This is a genomic window from Bacillus cereus group sp. MG20 (genome assembly GCF_040459885.1).
Lineage (GTDB): Bacteria > Bacillota > Bacilli > Bacillales > Bacillaceae_G > Bacillus_A > Bacillus_A cereus.
Map to the genome: position 1 here is coordinate 2,247,067 of NZ_JARVHF010000001.1, position 16,186 is coordinate 2,263,252.

Consider the following 16,186-nt stretch of genomic DNA (forward strand, 5'->3'; position numbering starts at 1 on the left):
ATCGTTGAAATCCCAATATCAACAATATAAATCTCATAGAATATTACTATTTTAATTTATCAAAAATAGAAGATATATCGGACACTTATATAAACCTATAAAAGCACCTTATGACATAGGTCTATATAACAGTTTAAGGATACATAAAAAGCTTAACATATCCCTTAATCTATTCATACATACAATAGAAAATCTACCATATTTAGTCATTTCAGTTTGTTGTTTATGATTAAAATTTTCAAAAAACAATAACCGTTACATGTAAAAATATGTTATATTATTAAAGAACAAATGTTCTTGTTTTAAAGGAGGAATTTGTAATGATAAACGAACCCATTATCGTAAAAAAAGAAGCTTTCCAAGCAATCGGCGTTTCGATTACGACGACTAACGAAATAGAGGCATCTACTGAAGGAAAAATTCCCGAGCTCTGGAACAAATACTTTCAAGAACAAATGATGCATCACATCCTAAATCAACAAACGAAAGAAACATTCGCTTTCTACTCAAACTACGAATCAGATGAAACCGGTACATATACATTTACAATCGGTATGCCCGTTTCTTCATTAGAAGATGTTCCTGAAAATATGACAACTTTAACAATACCTGCCGCTACGTATGCGGTATTTACAACGAGAAAGGGACCAGTTGCTGAAGTCGTTTGCGAAGCTTGGGAATATATTTGGCAATGGTCGAAAGAAAATAAACGTGCCTTCACAACAGACTTCGAGCTTTACGACGAAAGAGCATTAGATCCAAATCATGCACAATTGGATATTTATATTGCGTTAGCCTAAAAAAAGATGCCCATTCGGCATCTTTTTTTGTCGTTAAATAGCTACTGGGCAAATCCATTATTATTGTCTACAATGAGAAAGTGCAGTATAGAAATATTAGAAACTGTATAAAGTGAAACTATACTCAGCGGAGGGCATCTCCCATTGAGTATTAGTCCTCACCAATCGGGCGTTTACTGGTTTTTTAGTTTAAATTTGTCACATAGAAAGGAAGCAATATGGAGGAACTACAACAAAATAAAACTGCTTTAGAAGGAAGCGGAAAACCGTTATTAAAAAATACGAATTTCCTTTTTCTTTGGGCAGCTACCCTTTTTTCAAGCTTTGCTTTAGCCTTTTTTACTTTTTCACAAACGTGGTACATAGCAAAAACATTAAACCTTGAAGCTTCACTCGGTGTTGTTTTCGTAGCTCTTAGTGTTCCAAGGCTTATTTTTATGATTATCGGCGGCGCTGTAGCTGATAAATTCCCGAAAAAAAACATTATGTTTTACTCCAATATTATTCGAGCGATTCTTGTCGCAACCATTCTCACATGGTTTATCGTTGGTGATGTAACACTATATACATTTGCTTTATTCGCTTTATTCTTTGGACTTGCTGATGCTTTTTTCTGGTCAGCAGATGGATCTATCTTACCTGAATTGGTAGAAAAAAGCCGGTTAACACAAGCGAATTCACTTACACAAATGACGAACCAAGCATCGGTCATCTTAGGCCCTGTACTTGGCGGAATTCTGATCAAATTTACAAACTACGAGACAATATTTTCTATTACAATTTTATTACTGATTGTCGCAGCCATACTCGTTCAAAAAATACAATTTACGATGCCAGAACTAAAAGATACAGATAAAGGTATGTTCACTTCCATTAAAGAAGGAATCTTATATGTAAAGGAATCGCCATTCCTTTCAACTTTCCTTCTTTGTAGCGCCTTTTTAAATTTATTTTTAATTGGTCCGATGCAAGTCGGTTTCCCGCTTTTCGTTAAAAATGTTCTGCACGGTGACTCGCTCCATTTCAGTTACTTAGAAGCATCTGTAGGCGGCGGAATGGCAATAGGCGCTGTCATTGTCGGTTTAAAAAATATTAATCGTAGACGCGGACTATTTTGCATTATCATGATGCTACTGTCTGGTGTATTCTTCTTATCCATCAACTTTAGCACCGTACTTTGGCAAGCATTATTAGCCGGCATGTTTTACGGTATTACAATCGCAATGGCTATCGTTCCGCTTATGGCGATGATTCAATCGACAGTAAAAGAGGAAATGATGGGACGCGTAATGAGCTTACTTATGCTATCATCAATGGGCTTTATCCCGCTCTCTTATGCATTCACATCAATCGCACTTGCAATGGGAATTCCAATCGTAACCGTTATGAAAAGCGGTGCAATTGCTGTTATCGTCTTCGTACTATTTGTAGCGATTCGTGTTCCAGTTGTAAGAAAGTTCGACTAGCTACTTGGAGTCATGTATTATACGCATGGCTCTTTTTTAAATGGGTCAAACAGCACTATCCCCTTACTTCTCCTTAATGCAGCTCCCCACTCTAATCCAACCTCTAAAAATAGATCTCGCACTGTACTATATAAAAGTGCCTTCACATTTTTACGGATTTCCCCATATTTATAAGCTCTCACAACACTCTTCACTCGCCAAATGAAATTTCCATACACTTCTTCATCAGCTAATATTTGCTCTAGTAAAACACCTTGTTCTAGTAACCCGCTCTTTTTATACGCAAGCTCGACCTTACTCCAAAATATATTAATTTTCTGCGGATTACTCGTCATCGGTACCAGTGCGTATATAAAAGGCTTCGGTATATCATGACGGCAATATGTCTCATCAAGCTCGTACGTTATTTTTCTTTTCTCTTTTATTTGTGGAATGTTTTTAGAAAGAATTGTTTCCCTTTCGCTTTTTTGCTCCTTTCCGCTACAGCCAGCTGTATAATCCTCACTTTCACATGCGGACATTTTCATACGGTCATCCATGCGGTCAATTGCAGATATAAGAAAAATATATAAGTTCGCACTATACCCGCCGCGCTTATGTCTTTCTTTTGTTGCAACACGCTTTATAATTCCTAGTTCCTCTAACTTTGCAATTGAACGGCGTACTGTACGAATACTCTTTCCAACATTCTTCGCAATCGTCTCCATTAACGGACAGGCGACTCCTACTGTTTTTTGTTTCTCATTCACCGCATACTTTCCTAAAAAATGAATAATGGTAGCATCCGTTTTATTCAATTGAAATCGATAGCACTTCAAAACTTGTTTTTGATATGTATTAAACTCTTCTTTACTTCGAAATTCACTGTATGGTTTCATTAAATTATATAAGCTTCCCATTTATATCACCTCATTTATAAGTAAGAGGCAGGAAGAGAATTTGGCGTGGAATTTAATATTTTTTTAATGGAGATGAAAATATGATCGTAATTAGCGCTTGTTTAGGTGGTATAGCTTGTCGATATGACGGAAATGACAATCTCGTTTCAAAAATAGAGGAGCTACTACAAAAAGAAGATACAGTCCTCATTTGTCCTGAAGTATTAGGAGGACTGCCAACACCTCGTCCTTCTGCTGAAATTATTGGCGGGAATGGCGACGACGTTTTGGACGGAAAAGCGAAAGTGATGACAAAAGATGGTGAAGATGTCACAGAAGCTTTCGTAAATGGTGCTTATAAAGCATTAGAACAAATTAAAAATTTACACCCAGAATATATTATTTTAAAGGAACGTAGTCCATCTTGTGGCAGTTCTACGATTTACACTGGTGAATTTAATGGCAATAAGCAAACTGGTTACGGGGTAACTACTGCTTTATTTAAAAGACACGGATTTAAAGTCATTTCAGAAGAAGAATTTGAAAGCAAAAAAAGGAATTGACCCTGTTCGTCAATTCCTTTTCTATCTGTCTTATTTCACGCCTAATTTTTCTTTCACTTTCGCTGGAAGCTCGTCTTTCTTTACTTCTTCCCAAGCTGATACACCTTTTTTATCTGAGTGATATACGCGTAGGAATGCTTCTTTACGAAGATTTTTTTGAGCTGTAAATTCTAATTCTTTCTCTTTACCGTCTTTATCAAAGCCAGTCAACTTATATTCATAATCTTTAAATTTTTGACCATTATCAGCTTTACTATGAACTTCTTTTCCATCTACTGTAATTTGAACGTAGTACTCATCTTTACCCATACGGTTTAAATCACAACCAACTAACAAGCTTGCGAATACAACTAAAATACTAAATAGCGCAATGTATCTTTTCATTTCCTTCACCTCATATGTTTTTTCTTATATTCTTATCTTAAAGCCCAGAGCTTAAAGAAGAAATTCAAAAACATGACATGAACATTACACTTTTGTAAGATAATAATTATTTCTTCACTTTAGAAATTGTCATTCCATCACCAATTGGAACGAGTACAGATTCTAAATGCGGGTGGTTTGCTATCATTTCATTAAACTTCTTCATAACTTCTGTATAACGTTTTTGTTTCACACTCTCATCAGCTACACTACCGCCAATAACGTCTTTCACGCCAATTTCGCAACTTATCACGTAATTTCCTTATACCGTTTATTACGCCTTCTATTATGCCCTCAATTATAATCTCTATTACAAGATATCTTACTAAATTAATAATAGGTTTAATTACGTATCTCCCTATGAATTCAAAAATATCCTCCATCATATTTTCCTCCTTCTTTCAAAAGGAAGCTGCTACTCCTCCGCATCCTTTTACGTCCAATTACAATTGCTGCCCTACTGCGGTATATATCAACAAAAATAATACGGCAACAACATCCACAATAACGCTATTGAATTTGGAAGAAGCTTCGGTAAATACTAATACTATAATTATTTTTTCACCTATATTGGGAGATGCTCCCAAAAACTTTATAAAATCAAAGACAACTTTACTACAATTCTTCCCGTAATTAATTTATTATCGTGGTAAACCATCTTCCACTACATCCGTAACAGTTCCATTCGGTTCAAAGATTACACGTAATGATCCTTCTCCACCATAACCAGTATAGTCATATACTGAATAAGATTTATATTTCTCAATCACATGTGGCTGTCCAATTGTAGCTTTTACCTGATTCGCGGGCATACCTTTTTTTATTTTCAAATATTGATTGTAACTTACTGCTGCCGAATTGTTATTTACATCTTTATACCACGGTACACGATCGTTTTTTTCTTCATATTCCTTTACAGGCTCTTCAATACGTTTCGTAGATACCCGATTCTCCTTACCTTTATCTTTATCTTTATCTTTATCTGTATCTGTATCTTTTATAGCAGTACGTTCAATATTCACAACGTAACCATATGTATTTAATTCAACCATAATTTCATATGTACCATCCGTATCTTTTTCAGTATAAAATACGCGTTTTTCATTGTTATTATAATATTTTATGTTCTCACCACCGTAGTCAATCGTATTAAGAATATCCGTATACGTCATACCTTCCTCAATTTTTTGAGATTCATCATGAGAAATATAACGCTTCTGTGATGATGAAGCGTCCTCATTTTTAATACTTTCACGTTTACTCGTAGTCATAGGTGTTTTCTTCTGATCTTTTAGTACGTCACCTTCCGCCTTCGCTGGTTGCTTTGCTCCTACTTTTGTTAATACGTCTGTATCGCTAGAACAAGCTCCCAAAATCGATACTGTAGTCAACGCCATCCCTACTATAAGTATTCTCTTAAATGACTTCACTCTAATCCCCCCGGTATTTTTTAATATCTAGTAATCAACGTATTTTAATTAATACGGAACTATTCAGTTCTATACAATTTGCTATAGCCTTCTCTCTCATGCACCTTTTTTATATAAAGTGAAACTTTAATCAGCCCTCACCAATCATCTTCGTTACAAATATTAACATTAAATATAACTAATAAATAGTATATTTCTTCTATTCATTTACATTTCTGTTGCATAATCTTGTCTTAAACGAACAATATGAAAGTCGAATTCACAATAATTATCATATATTCTCTATATAATAACATTCAAATTAAATTCTAAAGTAACTTTACATGCATTTTCTGTTTTAACGCCAAAAGAAAAGACCTTTCTAACGATTTTATTCTATCGCTAAAAAGGTCTTTTCTATTTTGGCTAAAAACTTAGCACTCTTCTGACTTACCAGCATTCATCGCTGTACGGAAAAGTGATCCAAATCTGCATGATGCGATTGCGTTTAGATAATCAATCGTGAATTATGCGTTCAATTTAAAGCAGGTTAAAAAATAATAATTCCTTATTCAATTAACATATGCATTAGTTTAACAGCCTAATGCTGCTGTACCGAATGATAGTTTAGTTTTCAATATGTGAAAAGGGATTTCTAAATAATGAATTGAATATATATTTATTGTTTACGCGTTTTTGAGAGGTTCCTTTATGGGAGATAAGCTTTACTATATTCCTGTACTTCGCACAGTTCTATAATAACTAATGGTGATGCTGTGACGTGATTTTCTATTAGTGAGATAAAGTATTTTTCAATTCATTTATTATAAATTGCAACTCTCGTCCTCCAGAATTATTTCTTTTGGGTGAAAGTTTTTTTATGATATAAGTTTCATTCTGTCCTAATTTAAAGTTTTCGAGAGGAGAAATGATATGAACTCTATTTTATTAGATGTTCCGTTACAAATAGAAACAGACAGACTCATTCTTCGAGCACCACTTCAAGCTGGTGAAGGGGATATAGTACAACAAGCTATTAAAGATTCCATTAATGAATTAAAGCAATGGTTGTCTTTATTTCAGTCCATTCCTACTGTTGAAGAAACGGAAATTCTTCTGAGAAATGCACATATAGATTTTTTGAAAAGAGAAAGCTTTCGCTATCTTATCTATCATAAAGAGACGAATGATTTTGTTGGAACAGCTAGCCTTCATCGAATTGATTGGAAGGTTTCTAAATGTGAAATTGGATACTGGATTAACACGCAATTTAGTGGCAGTGGATATATGACAGAAACAGTAAGTGCGTTAACAAACCTTGGATTTCAGTTATTCAAATTTAGAAGGATTGAAATACGATGTGAATGTAATAACACGAAAAGTCGTGCACTCCCTGAAAAACTAGGCTTTGAACTTGAAGGGATATTACGTAATGAAGATTTTTCAGCTGACAGCAAACAACTAACTGATACTTGCATCTATGCAAAAATAAAGTGAAATATTGATTAACCTTGGTAATCGGGCTTTTACGGCAAAAGAAAAGACCTCCTTAACGATTTTATTCCATCGCTAAAAAGGTCTTTTTCTATTTCGGCTAAAACCTTAGCACTCTTCTGGCGTACCAGCATTCGTCGCTGTACGGAAAGATGATCCACATCCGCATGATGCGATTGCGTTTGGATTGTCGATTGTGAATCCGCCACCAAGCATAGATTGTTTATAATCAATTTTTACTCCTTTAACAATTGGAGCACTTTCTGTATCGATAACAAATTCAACACCGAAAAACTCAAGAACTGTGTCGTCTTCTTTTGGTTCTACTTCAAATCCTAAGCCGTAAGAAAGGCCAGTACATCCGCCGCCATGTACAGCAAGGCGCACATACTTCTCTCCATCTTCAGCATCTTTTAACATATCTTTAATTTGAAAAGCTGCTTGTTCTGTTACTTCAATCATGAAATACACCATCCTTTCTGTTCTCATTCTATTATACATCTTTACGCTTCTATCTTGTACTCATACACTCCGCGGCAAATTACTTCCGCAGGTCCTTTCATTAACACGTTTCCTTCTTCTGTCCACGCAATCATTAAATCGCCGCCAGCTAAATGGACTGTAATTTCTTTACCACGTTCCATCTTCCCATTCAAAATAGCAGCTACAACGGCAGCGCATGCCCCTGTTCCGCAAGCTTGCGTTACACCTGAACCACGTTCCCAAACGCGGAAATTCATTTCTTCATCGTTTAAAATCTCGATAAATTCAACATTCACTCGCTCTGGGAACATTTCATGTGTCTCAAGAACTGGACCAAGTGTTGTAAGAGGTGCCTTCTCTACATCCTCAACAAAAATAACCGCGTGCGGGTTCCCCATTGAAACAGCCGTAAATGCATAACGATGATTATTATATAAGAAGTTTTCACGAATAAATGGTGTTTCACCTTCACCGAGCATCGGTATTTCTGCACGTGTTAGACGCGGTGCTCCCATATCGATTTTCGCTAATGTCACGAAACCATCTTCTACTGTTACTTCAGCCGTTACAATGCCAGCTAACGTTTCAATTGTGAAAACTGTTTCCTCTACTAGTTTATGCTCATACGCATATTTCGCTACGCAGCGCAAACCATTACCACAGCTCTTTCCTTCTGATCCATCATTATTAAACATACGCATTTTCACCGGAGCTACATCAGACGGACAAATTAAAATCATTCCGTCTGCTCCAATACCAGTATTAATATTTGAAACCTTTTCCGCCACAAGAGCTAAATCTTCTTCGGGAATTTGCTCTTCAAACATATTTACATATATATAACTATTGCCAAGACCATGCATTTTTGTAAAAGAAAATTGGCTCATTTGTATTCACTCCAAAAATAATTTGTTATTTTAAGTATAGAATGCATGCTTTTAGAACACAATATGAATGTCCCCCGTTTCTCATATTTGACAACGTTTGGCGATGAGCCACTCTTACACACATTGTGTAAGAAAAAAGCCCTTCTAAAAAGGGCCTTTTTTTATTTATCTATAGTATTAAACTACCCTCCAAAATAACGTTTTATCTAAAATAAAATGAAAAAGGCGTTGCTCATTCGCAACACCTTAAAACATTGGATTTTCATCCAAATACTCATATACATTATTAACAAGCTCTTCTACTGTTGCACCTTGTACAACTTCACCATTTACAAGTGCAAACGGTCCTTCAAAACAAATACCACAATACCCTAGACAACCATACTCCATTACATCTAAATTCGGATCTTTTTCTAATTTTTCTAGAGCTGCTTGTGAACCACTTGCAAGGTTACCTACACAAAATTCAATTAATGGTTTAATCAAAATTCTCCCCCCTGTACTACAAAACAAATTACCTTCTGACTTCATCTATAAGAAGAAAACTAAGCTGTCTCTTGTTGTTTTCGTTATACATCCTAAACTATTTAGTTACTTCACTATTTCACTTCAAAGTAGATGATTTTATTTTATATAACATGCTACTTGCAATGAAATAGTAACTAAAAGGGCAAAACAGTTTACTTTACTTTTCTTCTTATTGTACAACAGAGTATTCATTCATGCATTGTTATTTGTTCACAAATTCGATATAATTTGATTGAGTAAAGTCAAAATATTTTATTAATATAAAATTTTATGATTAGGGGATATTTCAACAGAAAAGGGGTAATCCATCATGAAACACCTCGTAATACTAGGTGGCGGCTACGGTGGAATGAGAATTCTACAAAGGCTACTTCCAAGCAACCAACTTCCAGATGATGTACAAGTGACATTAATCGACAAAGTACCATATCATTGCTTCAAAACTGAATATTATGCATTAGTTGCGGGTACTATTTCAGAAACGCATATTCGTATACCGTTTCCTGAGCACCCACGCCTCAATATTCAATACGGCACAATAACAAATATTGACCTCGAAGAAAAAGCGGTTCATCTCGATGGCGGCGAAGCAATCCAATATGATGATTTAATTATCGGACTTGGCTGTGAAGATAAATATCATAACGTTCCTGGGGCGAAGGAATATACACATAGTCTACAATCAATTGAACAAACACGTAAAACATATGAACAATTAAATAGTCTAGAACCAAATGCAACAGTAGCTGTCGTTGGTGCTGGCTTAAGTGGTGTGGAAGTTGCAAGTGAACTTCGCGAAAGCCGTTCTGATTTAAAAATCTATTTATTTGATCGAAAAGATAGAATTTTATTCCCGTATCCAGAGAAATTAAGTAGATACGTAGAAGAATGGTTCGTAAAACATAAAGTTAATATTATAAGAAACTCTAACATTACAAAAGTGGAACCAAATATTGTGTATAATCACGATGAACCACTTGAATGTGATGCAATTGTCTGGACAGCTGGTATTCAAGCAAATGAAGTTGTTCGAAACCTTCCAGTTGAACAAGATGGTAGCGGACGGGTTGTCTTAACGAAATATCACAATATTCCAAACAACGAGCACGTTTACGTTGTAGGAGATTGCGCAGCACTTCCACATGCACCATCTGCCCAACTTGCTGAAGGTCAAGGAGAACAAATTGTCCAAATATTATTAAAACGTTGGAATAATGAACCACTCCCTGATGAACTACCTGTTATTAAATTAAAAGGTGTTCTAGGATCTCTTGGTAAGAAGCATGGATTCGGTTTACTCGCAAATCAACCGTTAATGGGACGTGTACCAAGATTATTAAAATCCGGCCTTCTTTGGATGTACAAATATCATAAAGGTTAATACTTTACAGGCTGTCTACTATGTAGGCAGCTTCTTTGCATCAGTTTTTAAAAATTATCAGACACATCTTTCTCAATATGTATAATGATTTATTTTTCATTTTTATATTAAAAACTATTGATAAACAGTGTATGCTATTTGTAAGTTGTTTTATTATTTCCTTGAAGACCGAATTCATTCGGTCTTATTTTTTATGTTATAAATACTTTTGTAGGAGGCATTACATTCCACTTATGAACTTATCGAAACTAAACAATCGAATAGAAGCGAAAAAGAAAGAGTTAATCTATCTCGTTGAACGATACGGATTCACTCATGATAAAGTGATTTCTTTCAGCCAAGAATTAGATCGTTTACTTAACTTATTAATAAAACTCAAGACGCAGAAAAAACGTTGTTCGTTATAACCATTTCCCCCTCTTTTTTGATACGATATAACTAGAATCAGAAAGGAGCGATTTATGTTTATATTAAAAGACGTTATATATAAAGATATACTACACATTCCTTATTTACAGATTCAAAAAGAAAAGATCACTTGCATTATCGGTGAAAGCGGAAGCGGAAAAAGCACATTGCTTCGCATGTTAAACGATTTACAATCTCCAACATCCGGCACAATTGAATATAACGGAAAGTTAATTTCTGATTATCCGCCTATTCAATTACGTCGTGACGTAGTTATGCTTGGGCAAACTCCACCTCTTTTTGATGGAACCGTTAAAGAAAATCTATTAATGGGACTTCGTCTTTCTGAAAAACCATTTCCAAATGATGATGCCCTGCGGAGCGCACTACAAACCGTTAGCTTAGACAAGCAATTAGAAGATAGCGCCTCCTCATTATCCGGCGGTGAAAAACAAAGACTTGCCTTTGCACGTATCGTACTTATGGATCCGCCTGTCTATTTATTAGATGAACCAACTTCAGCATTAGACAGTGATACAGAACGCCGCGTTATGAAACAATTTACTGAACTAGCACGAAAAAAGAAAAAAACAATTATCTTCATCACACACTCACAACAACTTCCAGAAGAAATTGCAGACGACATTATTGAGATTAGTAAAGCAAACGGTGCAACTAGAAAGGAAGTGCTCTCTGTTGAAGGGCGTTATTGAACTCCAAATTTGGCAACTTGCAGCTGCCTATATTTTTATTCTTATTTTAATTGGACTTGTAAAATTAAAAGGAATACCTCGCGAAAAACAAATCGCGCTCGCAACATTCCGTATGACCATTCAGCTCGTACTTGTTGCATATGTCCTTACATACGTATTTGAAAACAGTAATCCATTTTATACAATTGCTCTCATTACTTCTATTACTACCTTTGCAATTTTTAATATTTATAAACGAGTTAACATCCCGATGTCTAAAGAATTAAAACGAGTAGCCGCCCTTTCCATGGTCGCCGGATCAATTGGGCCACTTCTACTATTTATCTTCGTTATTATCGGTCATGACCCTTGGTATGCTCCGCAATATATCGTCCCTATTACAGGAATGTTAGTTGGGAATGCCATGACTGGTGTTTCTCTCGGCGCGAATACGTTCTTAAACAATATGAAGTCGCAAAGAGGTCAAATTGAAGGTGCACTTATGCTCGGAGCAACACCGAAAGAAGCTGCTGCTCCGCTCATTCGAGACGCTTTTGATTCTGCTATTTTACCAACAATTAATTCTATGGTCGGAATGGGGATTATAAGCTTACCAGGCATGATGACTGGTCAAATATTATCCGGTGTATCACCATTCACAGCCATTCAATATCAAATCGCTATCATACTCGGTATTTCTGGAAGTACTGCCTTTGCTGTCATTATCTTTTTACAGCTTGGATATAAAACATTCTTTACTAAACGATGTCAGTTGAAAGAAATTGACTATGATGCACGGTGAATCTTGCGTAGTTCACGATGAATGAAATTATATTAACGATTTTTTCAATATATCTATCATAACTTGCAATATATCAACGATTTTTCAAATATATCTATCATAACTCAGAATATATCAACGATTTTGTACGAAATATCGATTTACCGACAAAAAGTGACATAATAAAAAGAGGAGGCTATTCGCCTCCTCTTTTTATTGTCTTACGCCTTCTTAACGAACTGTGATTTTAACTTCATAGCTCCGAAACCGTCGATTTTGCAATCGATATCGTGATCGCCATCAACTAGACGGATACTTTTTACTTTCGTACCGATCTTCACAACTGAAGAAGTTCCTTTTACTTTTAAGTCTTTAATAACAGTAACTGCATCGCCATCTTGAAGAACGTTTCCGTTCGCATCTTTTACAACTTTTGCACCATCATTATTTTCAGCTTCTGCGTCTTGGCCCCACTCATGAGCACATTCTGGACATACGAAAAGAACACCATCCTCATACGTATATTCTGAATTACATTTTGGACAATTTGGTAAAGTAGCCATAAATTCATTTCCTCCGTTCATTATTTATACGTAAAAATCAAAATTGATGTTTACATCTCGATAAATAAAATTTGTATAGCATTTCTTTATAGTGCCATAGTCTCACGTTATTGACAAGCCTACCTCAAATTCTCATTTTTTATTGTATTTTACAAAATTTCAATTCGTATGCTTTTTTTCTATTTGTTCTTCTACTAATTTTAAAAATCTTCGTTGTGCATTTTTATTTTTTACGAGCAATCGAACTCTTAACTTACTTTGTAAATATGAGCGAACTTTGTAGTTCGTAATAAATAACTTTCGATACTTCTCGTCTTCATATATCATTCGAAACCATTCATACTGCTGCAAGTAAAGTATGTTAGCATCAATCTTTTTCGTGTGTAAACCCGTACTTAAACTAATAGATCCTATTAGAGCTTCTATTAATGCTGAAATCATTTCTCTCCCCCTAATAAATAAAAGAAGAACCTTCACAAGATTCTTCTTTTCAAAATGAACGAGTTCCCTCTAGAAACCCCAATTATTTTCTTCAATATAAATTTGATATTCTTCTACTTCTTCTTCACTTAACTTCTTATTATTTTCATATACCTCTTGCCACTCGAAATAATCTTCATCGAAATAAACAGCAAATTTAATTTTCACGTTTTTCTTCTCTGTATAATCATAACCAGTAAACTCTACTACATCATAATCTTTTTCTTTCTTCACAAACTTCCAGTTTGGATTATCAGTCATAATCTCTAAAGTAACCCCTTCACCAGTTGAACGAACAACGTTTTTAATATTCGGCTCAGTTGGTAAAAGAGAAAGTCCGAGCATAGCTCCGCCAAACACAATCCCGACTATAACTTGTAAACCAATCATACCAGCTACACTAGCGCCACCCTTAGATTGTAAGAAATACGCCTTCTCATGATCAGACGCATCTTCTCCCTTACGAAAAACACGAACAGCCTGCTTATAATATAAACGGTTTCCTTGCCATCCAGTAAATATCATCATTCCTAATTGAAGAGCTAAACTAAATGTTACATAAATCCCCTCTGGAATATCTATAAAAGGGGTTATAACTATACTAGGTATAGCCAATAACGCAAATATAATAAATAACTTATACATTTTGCGATAAGCTAACCAAAAGGTTGGGAAGAAAAAGGCTACCCAATTCCATGTATTCCCTTGCGCAGGGTTTTCTACTTTACCCCACTTAAAATCATAATAAGCTGTATTCTTTTGAACAACTTTATGTAATTCTTGTGGAGAAATCGTTTCTTGTAAAACAGTGTCCTTCACGTACCTCATCCTTTTCTTATTTCTATATACATTTATTGTATATGGACAAAATGAAGGAATCTAACAAAAAGTACACATATTTCATAAAAATGAACGGAAATCGAATATATTCCGACAATTATCCGTTTCTTATTTCATTTTACTTTTAAATATATTAAAATAATCATGTATCATATCTTTAATACACTAAGTTAATTATTTTATATATTCACTAAAAAGGATGCATCAAAATCATTTTTATACATCTTTTTTAGTAAATATATACTACATTTCCTCCCTCTTAATCACATTGAAATACTATTTTATTTCTCGCACATTCCCCTTCACTTTCTCAATAATATCTTCTATACGCTCCGCTATACATTCCGGCTCCCATTCTCCCTCACCGTGCATAGCTGTATAAACTGGACAGTTCTCATCATTACTATCTACAAAAATCGGGTCTCCAAGATATGAATCTATCCCTATTACAATCCATCCTTCTTTCCAATCTCCTTCTTCATCAAAACTATAACCAAGTTGCCCTTCTTCTATTTCTTCACTATTAAACAATTCTATCGTCATAGGTTCAGATTCATACTCTAGCTCAATTTCATTATCCTCAGCACGATCTACATGTGCTAAAAGTTGTTTAATTTTATTATGATTAATCATGATATCTTCTCCATTCTATCTTTTAAAAATCTAATTTTATTCATAATGAGCTGCCGCAAGTAACATTTGAGCAATAAACTTCCATGAAATATTTTCTGGAAACTTCTCTCCTTGATTTATATAAACCGATTCACAAGAACCTAACCAACTATTTAATGCCTCTAAATAAGTCTCTACCTCTACATTCTCCCATTCATCTTTATTCACTTTAAAATCCTTTTGGAGGTATACAAGAAATTTTAATAAATCTTCTTTAGAATTTACGTGATCGAGGTATTCATACACATCCATACTCCGTCCCTCCCTCTATTGCGTGTTATCTAAACTAACTATAATATATGACATAAGATTCTTAAAACTATTATTTGAGGTAACCGAATATGAAGAGTACAATTTGGGCAGACGATGACTATTTAAAACTAGCACCCATTAACGATGAACTAATCAAAAAAGCAGAAGAAGTACTGAACGTAAAGCTTCCAGAATCATATATAACCCTTCTAAAAGAACAAAATGGGGGAACTCTTCGTCTCGATGTTCACCCTACTTCAAAGCCAAATCCTTGGGCAGACGATCACGTTAATGTATCTGGTTTATATGGTATTTCTTTTGATGAAAATGAATCTAGTATTTTAGAGAGCTGCTATTTAATTCGAGAATGGGAAATGCCTGAGAATATCGTACTTTTATCTGGTGATGGACATACATGGATTGCATTAGACTATCGAAATGTAGCTGAAAATCCTCCAGTTATATTTATCGATAATGAGTTTGAGGAAATTATTGAATTAGCACCTAACTTTGAAAGTTTCTTACAAAACTTAACTACGTATGAATATGACGAAGAGTAAGCCTGGCTCTAAAAAGGAGCAAGATTTTATTACAAATTTACACGCCACTTTAAAATCACTCGGCTTTAAGAAAAAAAGACATACATTTTTCAAAGCTGAAAACGGATTTTATAAGCTCATTAACATACAAAAAAGCCAGTTTGGAGATGACTTTTATATAAATATAGGAGTCCACCCTATCGGTCTCCCGCAGCTTATTACGAACCAATTACAAATAAAAGAGAACATTTCAATATTCGATTGCATTCTACAAACGAGAATAGAGCCTATGCATATCAAACAGAACCAGTTATTGCATAATGTTTCACATGAAACTATCGAAATTCCGAATTACCTTTCTACTATTTTCGACTGGTTTCAAACGTGGGCATCTTATGAAAATTTAGTGGAAATAAATATACATTCCATTACTCCCGTACTAGCTGTCGTTCCAATATTAGAAGAAAAACCGTTTCTACTTCTTACCTGTTTTTCTTTCTACAAATTAAAACAGTACGAACAAGCTACTCGCTACTTACAGCAATATTTACATTGCGCCGTGCATCTGAATACCGAGGAAAAAGAGCCCATATTCTTTCATGAAGTTGATATGTATATGAAAAAACTAGTAAAAAGTGCAATGTAAT

22 protein-coding genes and 1 pseudogene are annotated in these 16,186 nt (G+C 34.8%); 10 read left to right on the forward strand and 13 right to left on the reverse strand.

Translation table 11 applies throughout. The features are described from left to right. The first annotated feature begins 320 nt into the window (after positions 1-320). Together QCI81_RS11585 and QCI81_RS11590 are read left to right on the forward strand one after the other, a co-directional pair. Complete coding sequence (locus QCI81_RS11585) at positions 321-800, forward strand: GyrI-like domain-containing protein (protein WP_098852469.1); 480 nt, start codon at positions 321-323, stop codon at positions 798-800. A 218-nt stretch (positions 801-1,018) separates the two neighbouring features. Beyond that, positions 1,019-2,266, forward strand: coding sequence for an MFS transporter (locus QCI81_RS11590; RefSeq protein WP_000391931.1), 1,248 nt, complete (start codon positions 1,019-1,021; stop codon positions 2,264-2,266). A 17-nt stretch (positions 2,267-2,283) separates the two neighbouring features. Here QCI81_RS11590 and QCI81_RS11595 read toward each other — a convergent pair whose 3' ends face one another. Further along, positions 2,284-3,165 carry a helix-turn-helix domain-containing protein gene (locus QCI81_RS11595; protein WP_000535246.1) on the reverse strand — a complete coding sequence of 294 codons (882 nt, stop codon included), beginning with the start codon at positions 3,163-3,165 and terminating at the stop codon, positions 2,284-2,286. Positions 3,166-3,245: 80 nt separating this feature from the next. On the opposite strand from QCI81_RS11595, the gene QCI81_RS11600 reads away from it, so the two are divergent. Then, positions 3,246-3,707, forward strand: a complete 462-nt coding sequence (locus QCI81_RS11600) for a 2-thiouracil desulfurase family protein (RefSeq protein ID WP_000635489.1) — start codon at positions 3,246-3,248, stop codon at positions 3,705-3,707. A 30-nt stretch (positions 3,708-3,737) separates the two neighbouring features. Here the strand turns inward: QCI81_RS11600 and QCI81_RS11605 are convergent, their stop codons facing one another. From QCI81_RS11605 to QCI81_RS11620, 4 genes and pseudogenes are all read right to left on the reverse strand, one after another. Beyond that, positions 3,738-4,091 (reverse strand): YxeA family protein, encoded by a 354-nt coding sequence (locus QCI81_RS11605; RefSeq protein ID WP_000833148.1) that lies wholly within the window; start codon positions 4,089-4,091, stop codon positions 3,738-3,740. A 106-nt stretch (positions 4,092-4,197) separates the two neighbouring features. Beyond that, a complete protein-coding gene (locus QCI81_RS11610) occupies positions 4,198-4,383 on the reverse strand; it encodes an O-methyltransferase (protein ID WP_098852468.1) in 186 nt (61 codons plus the stop codon). Between the two features lie 113 nt (positions 4,384-4,496). Beyond that, positions 4,497-4,717, reverse strand: a pseudogene (locus QCI81_RS11615) (hypothetical protein). A gap of 54 nt (positions 4,718-4,771) precedes the next feature. Continuing rightward, positions 4,772-5,560, reverse strand: a complete 789-nt coding sequence (locus tag QCI81_RS11620) for a hypothetical protein (protein ID WP_353810747.1) — start codon at positions 5,558-5,560, stop codon at positions 4,772-4,774. 912 nt (positions 5,561-6,472) lie between these two features. Between QCI81_RS11620 and QCI81_RS11630 the strand changes: the two genes are divergently transcribed. After that, positions 6,473-7,036, forward strand: coding sequence for a GNAT family N-acetyltransferase (locus QCI81_RS11630; RefSeq protein WP_182812039.1), 564 nt, complete (start codon positions 6,473-6,475; stop codon positions 7,034-7,036). 105 nt (positions 7,037-7,141) lie between these two features. Here QCI81_RS11630 and QCI81_RS11635 read toward each other — a convergent pair whose 3' ends face one another. The 3 genes from QCI81_RS11635 to QCI81_RS11645 form a co-directional block, all read right to left on the reverse strand. Then, positions 7,142-7,495 carry a HesB/IscA family protein gene (locus tag QCI81_RS11635; protein WP_053563443.1) on the reverse strand — a complete coding sequence of 118 codons (354 nt, stop codon included), beginning with the start codon at positions 7,493-7,495 and terminating at the stop codon, positions 7,142-7,144. A gap of 41 nt (positions 7,496-7,536) precedes the next feature. After that, positions 7,537-8,403, reverse strand: coding sequence for a diaminopimelate epimerase (dapF, locus tag QCI81_RS11640; RefSeq protein WP_000077392.1), 867 nt, complete (start codon positions 8,401-8,403; stop codon positions 7,537-7,539). A gap of 246 nt (positions 8,404-8,649) precedes the next feature. Then, positions 8,650-8,889: a YuzB family protein gene (locus QCI81_RS11645; protein ID WP_000595026.1), complete on the reverse strand. Its 240-nt coding sequence runs from the start codon at positions 8,887-8,889 to the stop codon at positions 8,650-8,652. 352 nt (positions 8,890-9,241) lie between these two features. On the opposite strand from QCI81_RS11645, the gene QCI81_RS11650 reads away from it, so the two are divergent. The 4 genes from QCI81_RS11650 (at position 9,242) to QCI81_RS11665 (ending at position 12,214) form a co-directional block, all read left to right on the forward strand. Further along, a complete protein-coding gene (locus tag QCI81_RS11650; protein WP_000682065.1) occupies positions 9,242-10,312 on the forward strand; it encodes an NAD(P)/FAD-dependent oxidoreductase in 1,071 nt (356 codons plus the stop codon). Positions 10,313-10,545: 233 nt separating this feature from the next. Next, positions 10,546-10,719, forward strand: a complete 174-nt coding sequence (locus QCI81_RS11655; RefSeq protein ID WP_001054090.1) for an aspartyl-phosphate phosphatase Spo0E family protein — start codon at positions 10,546-10,548, stop codon at positions 10,717-10,719. A gap of 54 nt (positions 10,720-10,773) precedes the next feature. Beyond that, positions 10,774-11,433 carry an ABC transporter ATP-binding protein gene (locus tag QCI81_RS11660; RefSeq protein WP_000470263.1) on the forward strand — a complete coding sequence of 220 codons (660 nt, stop codon included), beginning with the start codon at positions 10,774-10,776 and terminating at the stop codon, positions 11,431-11,433. Next, on the forward strand, positions 11,417-12,214 hold the full coding sequence (locus tag QCI81_RS11665; protein ID WP_016079861.1) for an ABC transporter permease: 798 nt from the start codon (positions 11,417-11,419) through the stop codon (positions 12,212-12,214). Before QCI81_RS11660 ends, QCI81_RS11665 begins: the two co-directional genes overlap by 17 nt. Positions 12,215-12,414: 200 nt before the next feature. Here QCI81_RS11665 and phnA read toward each other — a convergent pair whose 3' ends face one another. The 5 genes from phnA to QCI81_RS11690 form a co-directional block, all read right to left on the reverse strand. Further along, a complete protein-coding gene (gene phnA, locus QCI81_RS11670; protein WP_000212735.1) occupies positions 12,415-12,756 on the reverse strand; it encodes an alkylphosphonate utilization operon protein PhnA in 342 nt (113 codons plus the stop codon). A gap of 159 nt (positions 12,757-12,915) precedes the next feature. Next, on the reverse strand, positions 12,916-13,197 hold the full coding sequence (locus QCI81_RS11675) for a hypothetical protein (RefSeq protein WP_098852464.1): 282 nt from the start codon (positions 13,195-13,197) through the stop codon (positions 12,916-12,918). Positions 13,198-13,266: 69 nt separating this feature from the next. Beyond that, positions 13,267-14,064, reverse strand: coding sequence for a DUF2628 domain-containing protein (locus QCI81_RS11680; protein WP_098852463.1), 798 nt, complete (start codon positions 14,062-14,064; stop codon positions 13,267-13,269). A gap of 288 nt (positions 14,065-14,352) precedes the next feature. Then, complete coding sequence (locus QCI81_RS11685) at positions 14,353-14,709, reverse strand: hypothetical protein (RefSeq protein WP_071730781.1); 357 nt, start codon at positions 14,707-14,709, stop codon at positions 14,353-14,355. A 36-nt stretch (positions 14,710-14,745) separates the two neighbouring features. Further along, positions 14,746-15,000, reverse strand: coding sequence for a DUF7660 family protein (locus QCI81_RS11690; RefSeq protein WP_000383680.1), 255 nt, complete (start codon positions 14,998-15,000; stop codon positions 14,746-14,748). Between the two features lie 89 nt (positions 15,001-15,089). Here QCI81_RS11690 and QCI81_RS11695 point away from each other — a divergent pair, with 89 nt between their 5' ends. After that, a complete protein-coding gene (locus QCI81_RS11695) occupies positions 15,090-15,560 on the forward strand; it encodes an SMI1/KNR4 family protein (protein ID WP_071730779.1) in 471 nt (156 codons plus the stop codon). Further along, entirely contained in the window at positions 15,547-16,185 is a 639-nt protein-coding gene (locus QCI81_RS11700) for a DUF4304 domain-containing protein (protein ID WP_071730793.1), read from the forward strand. Before QCI81_RS11695 ends, QCI81_RS11700 begins: the two co-directional genes overlap by 14 nt. Position 16,186 lies beyond the last annotated feature (1 nt).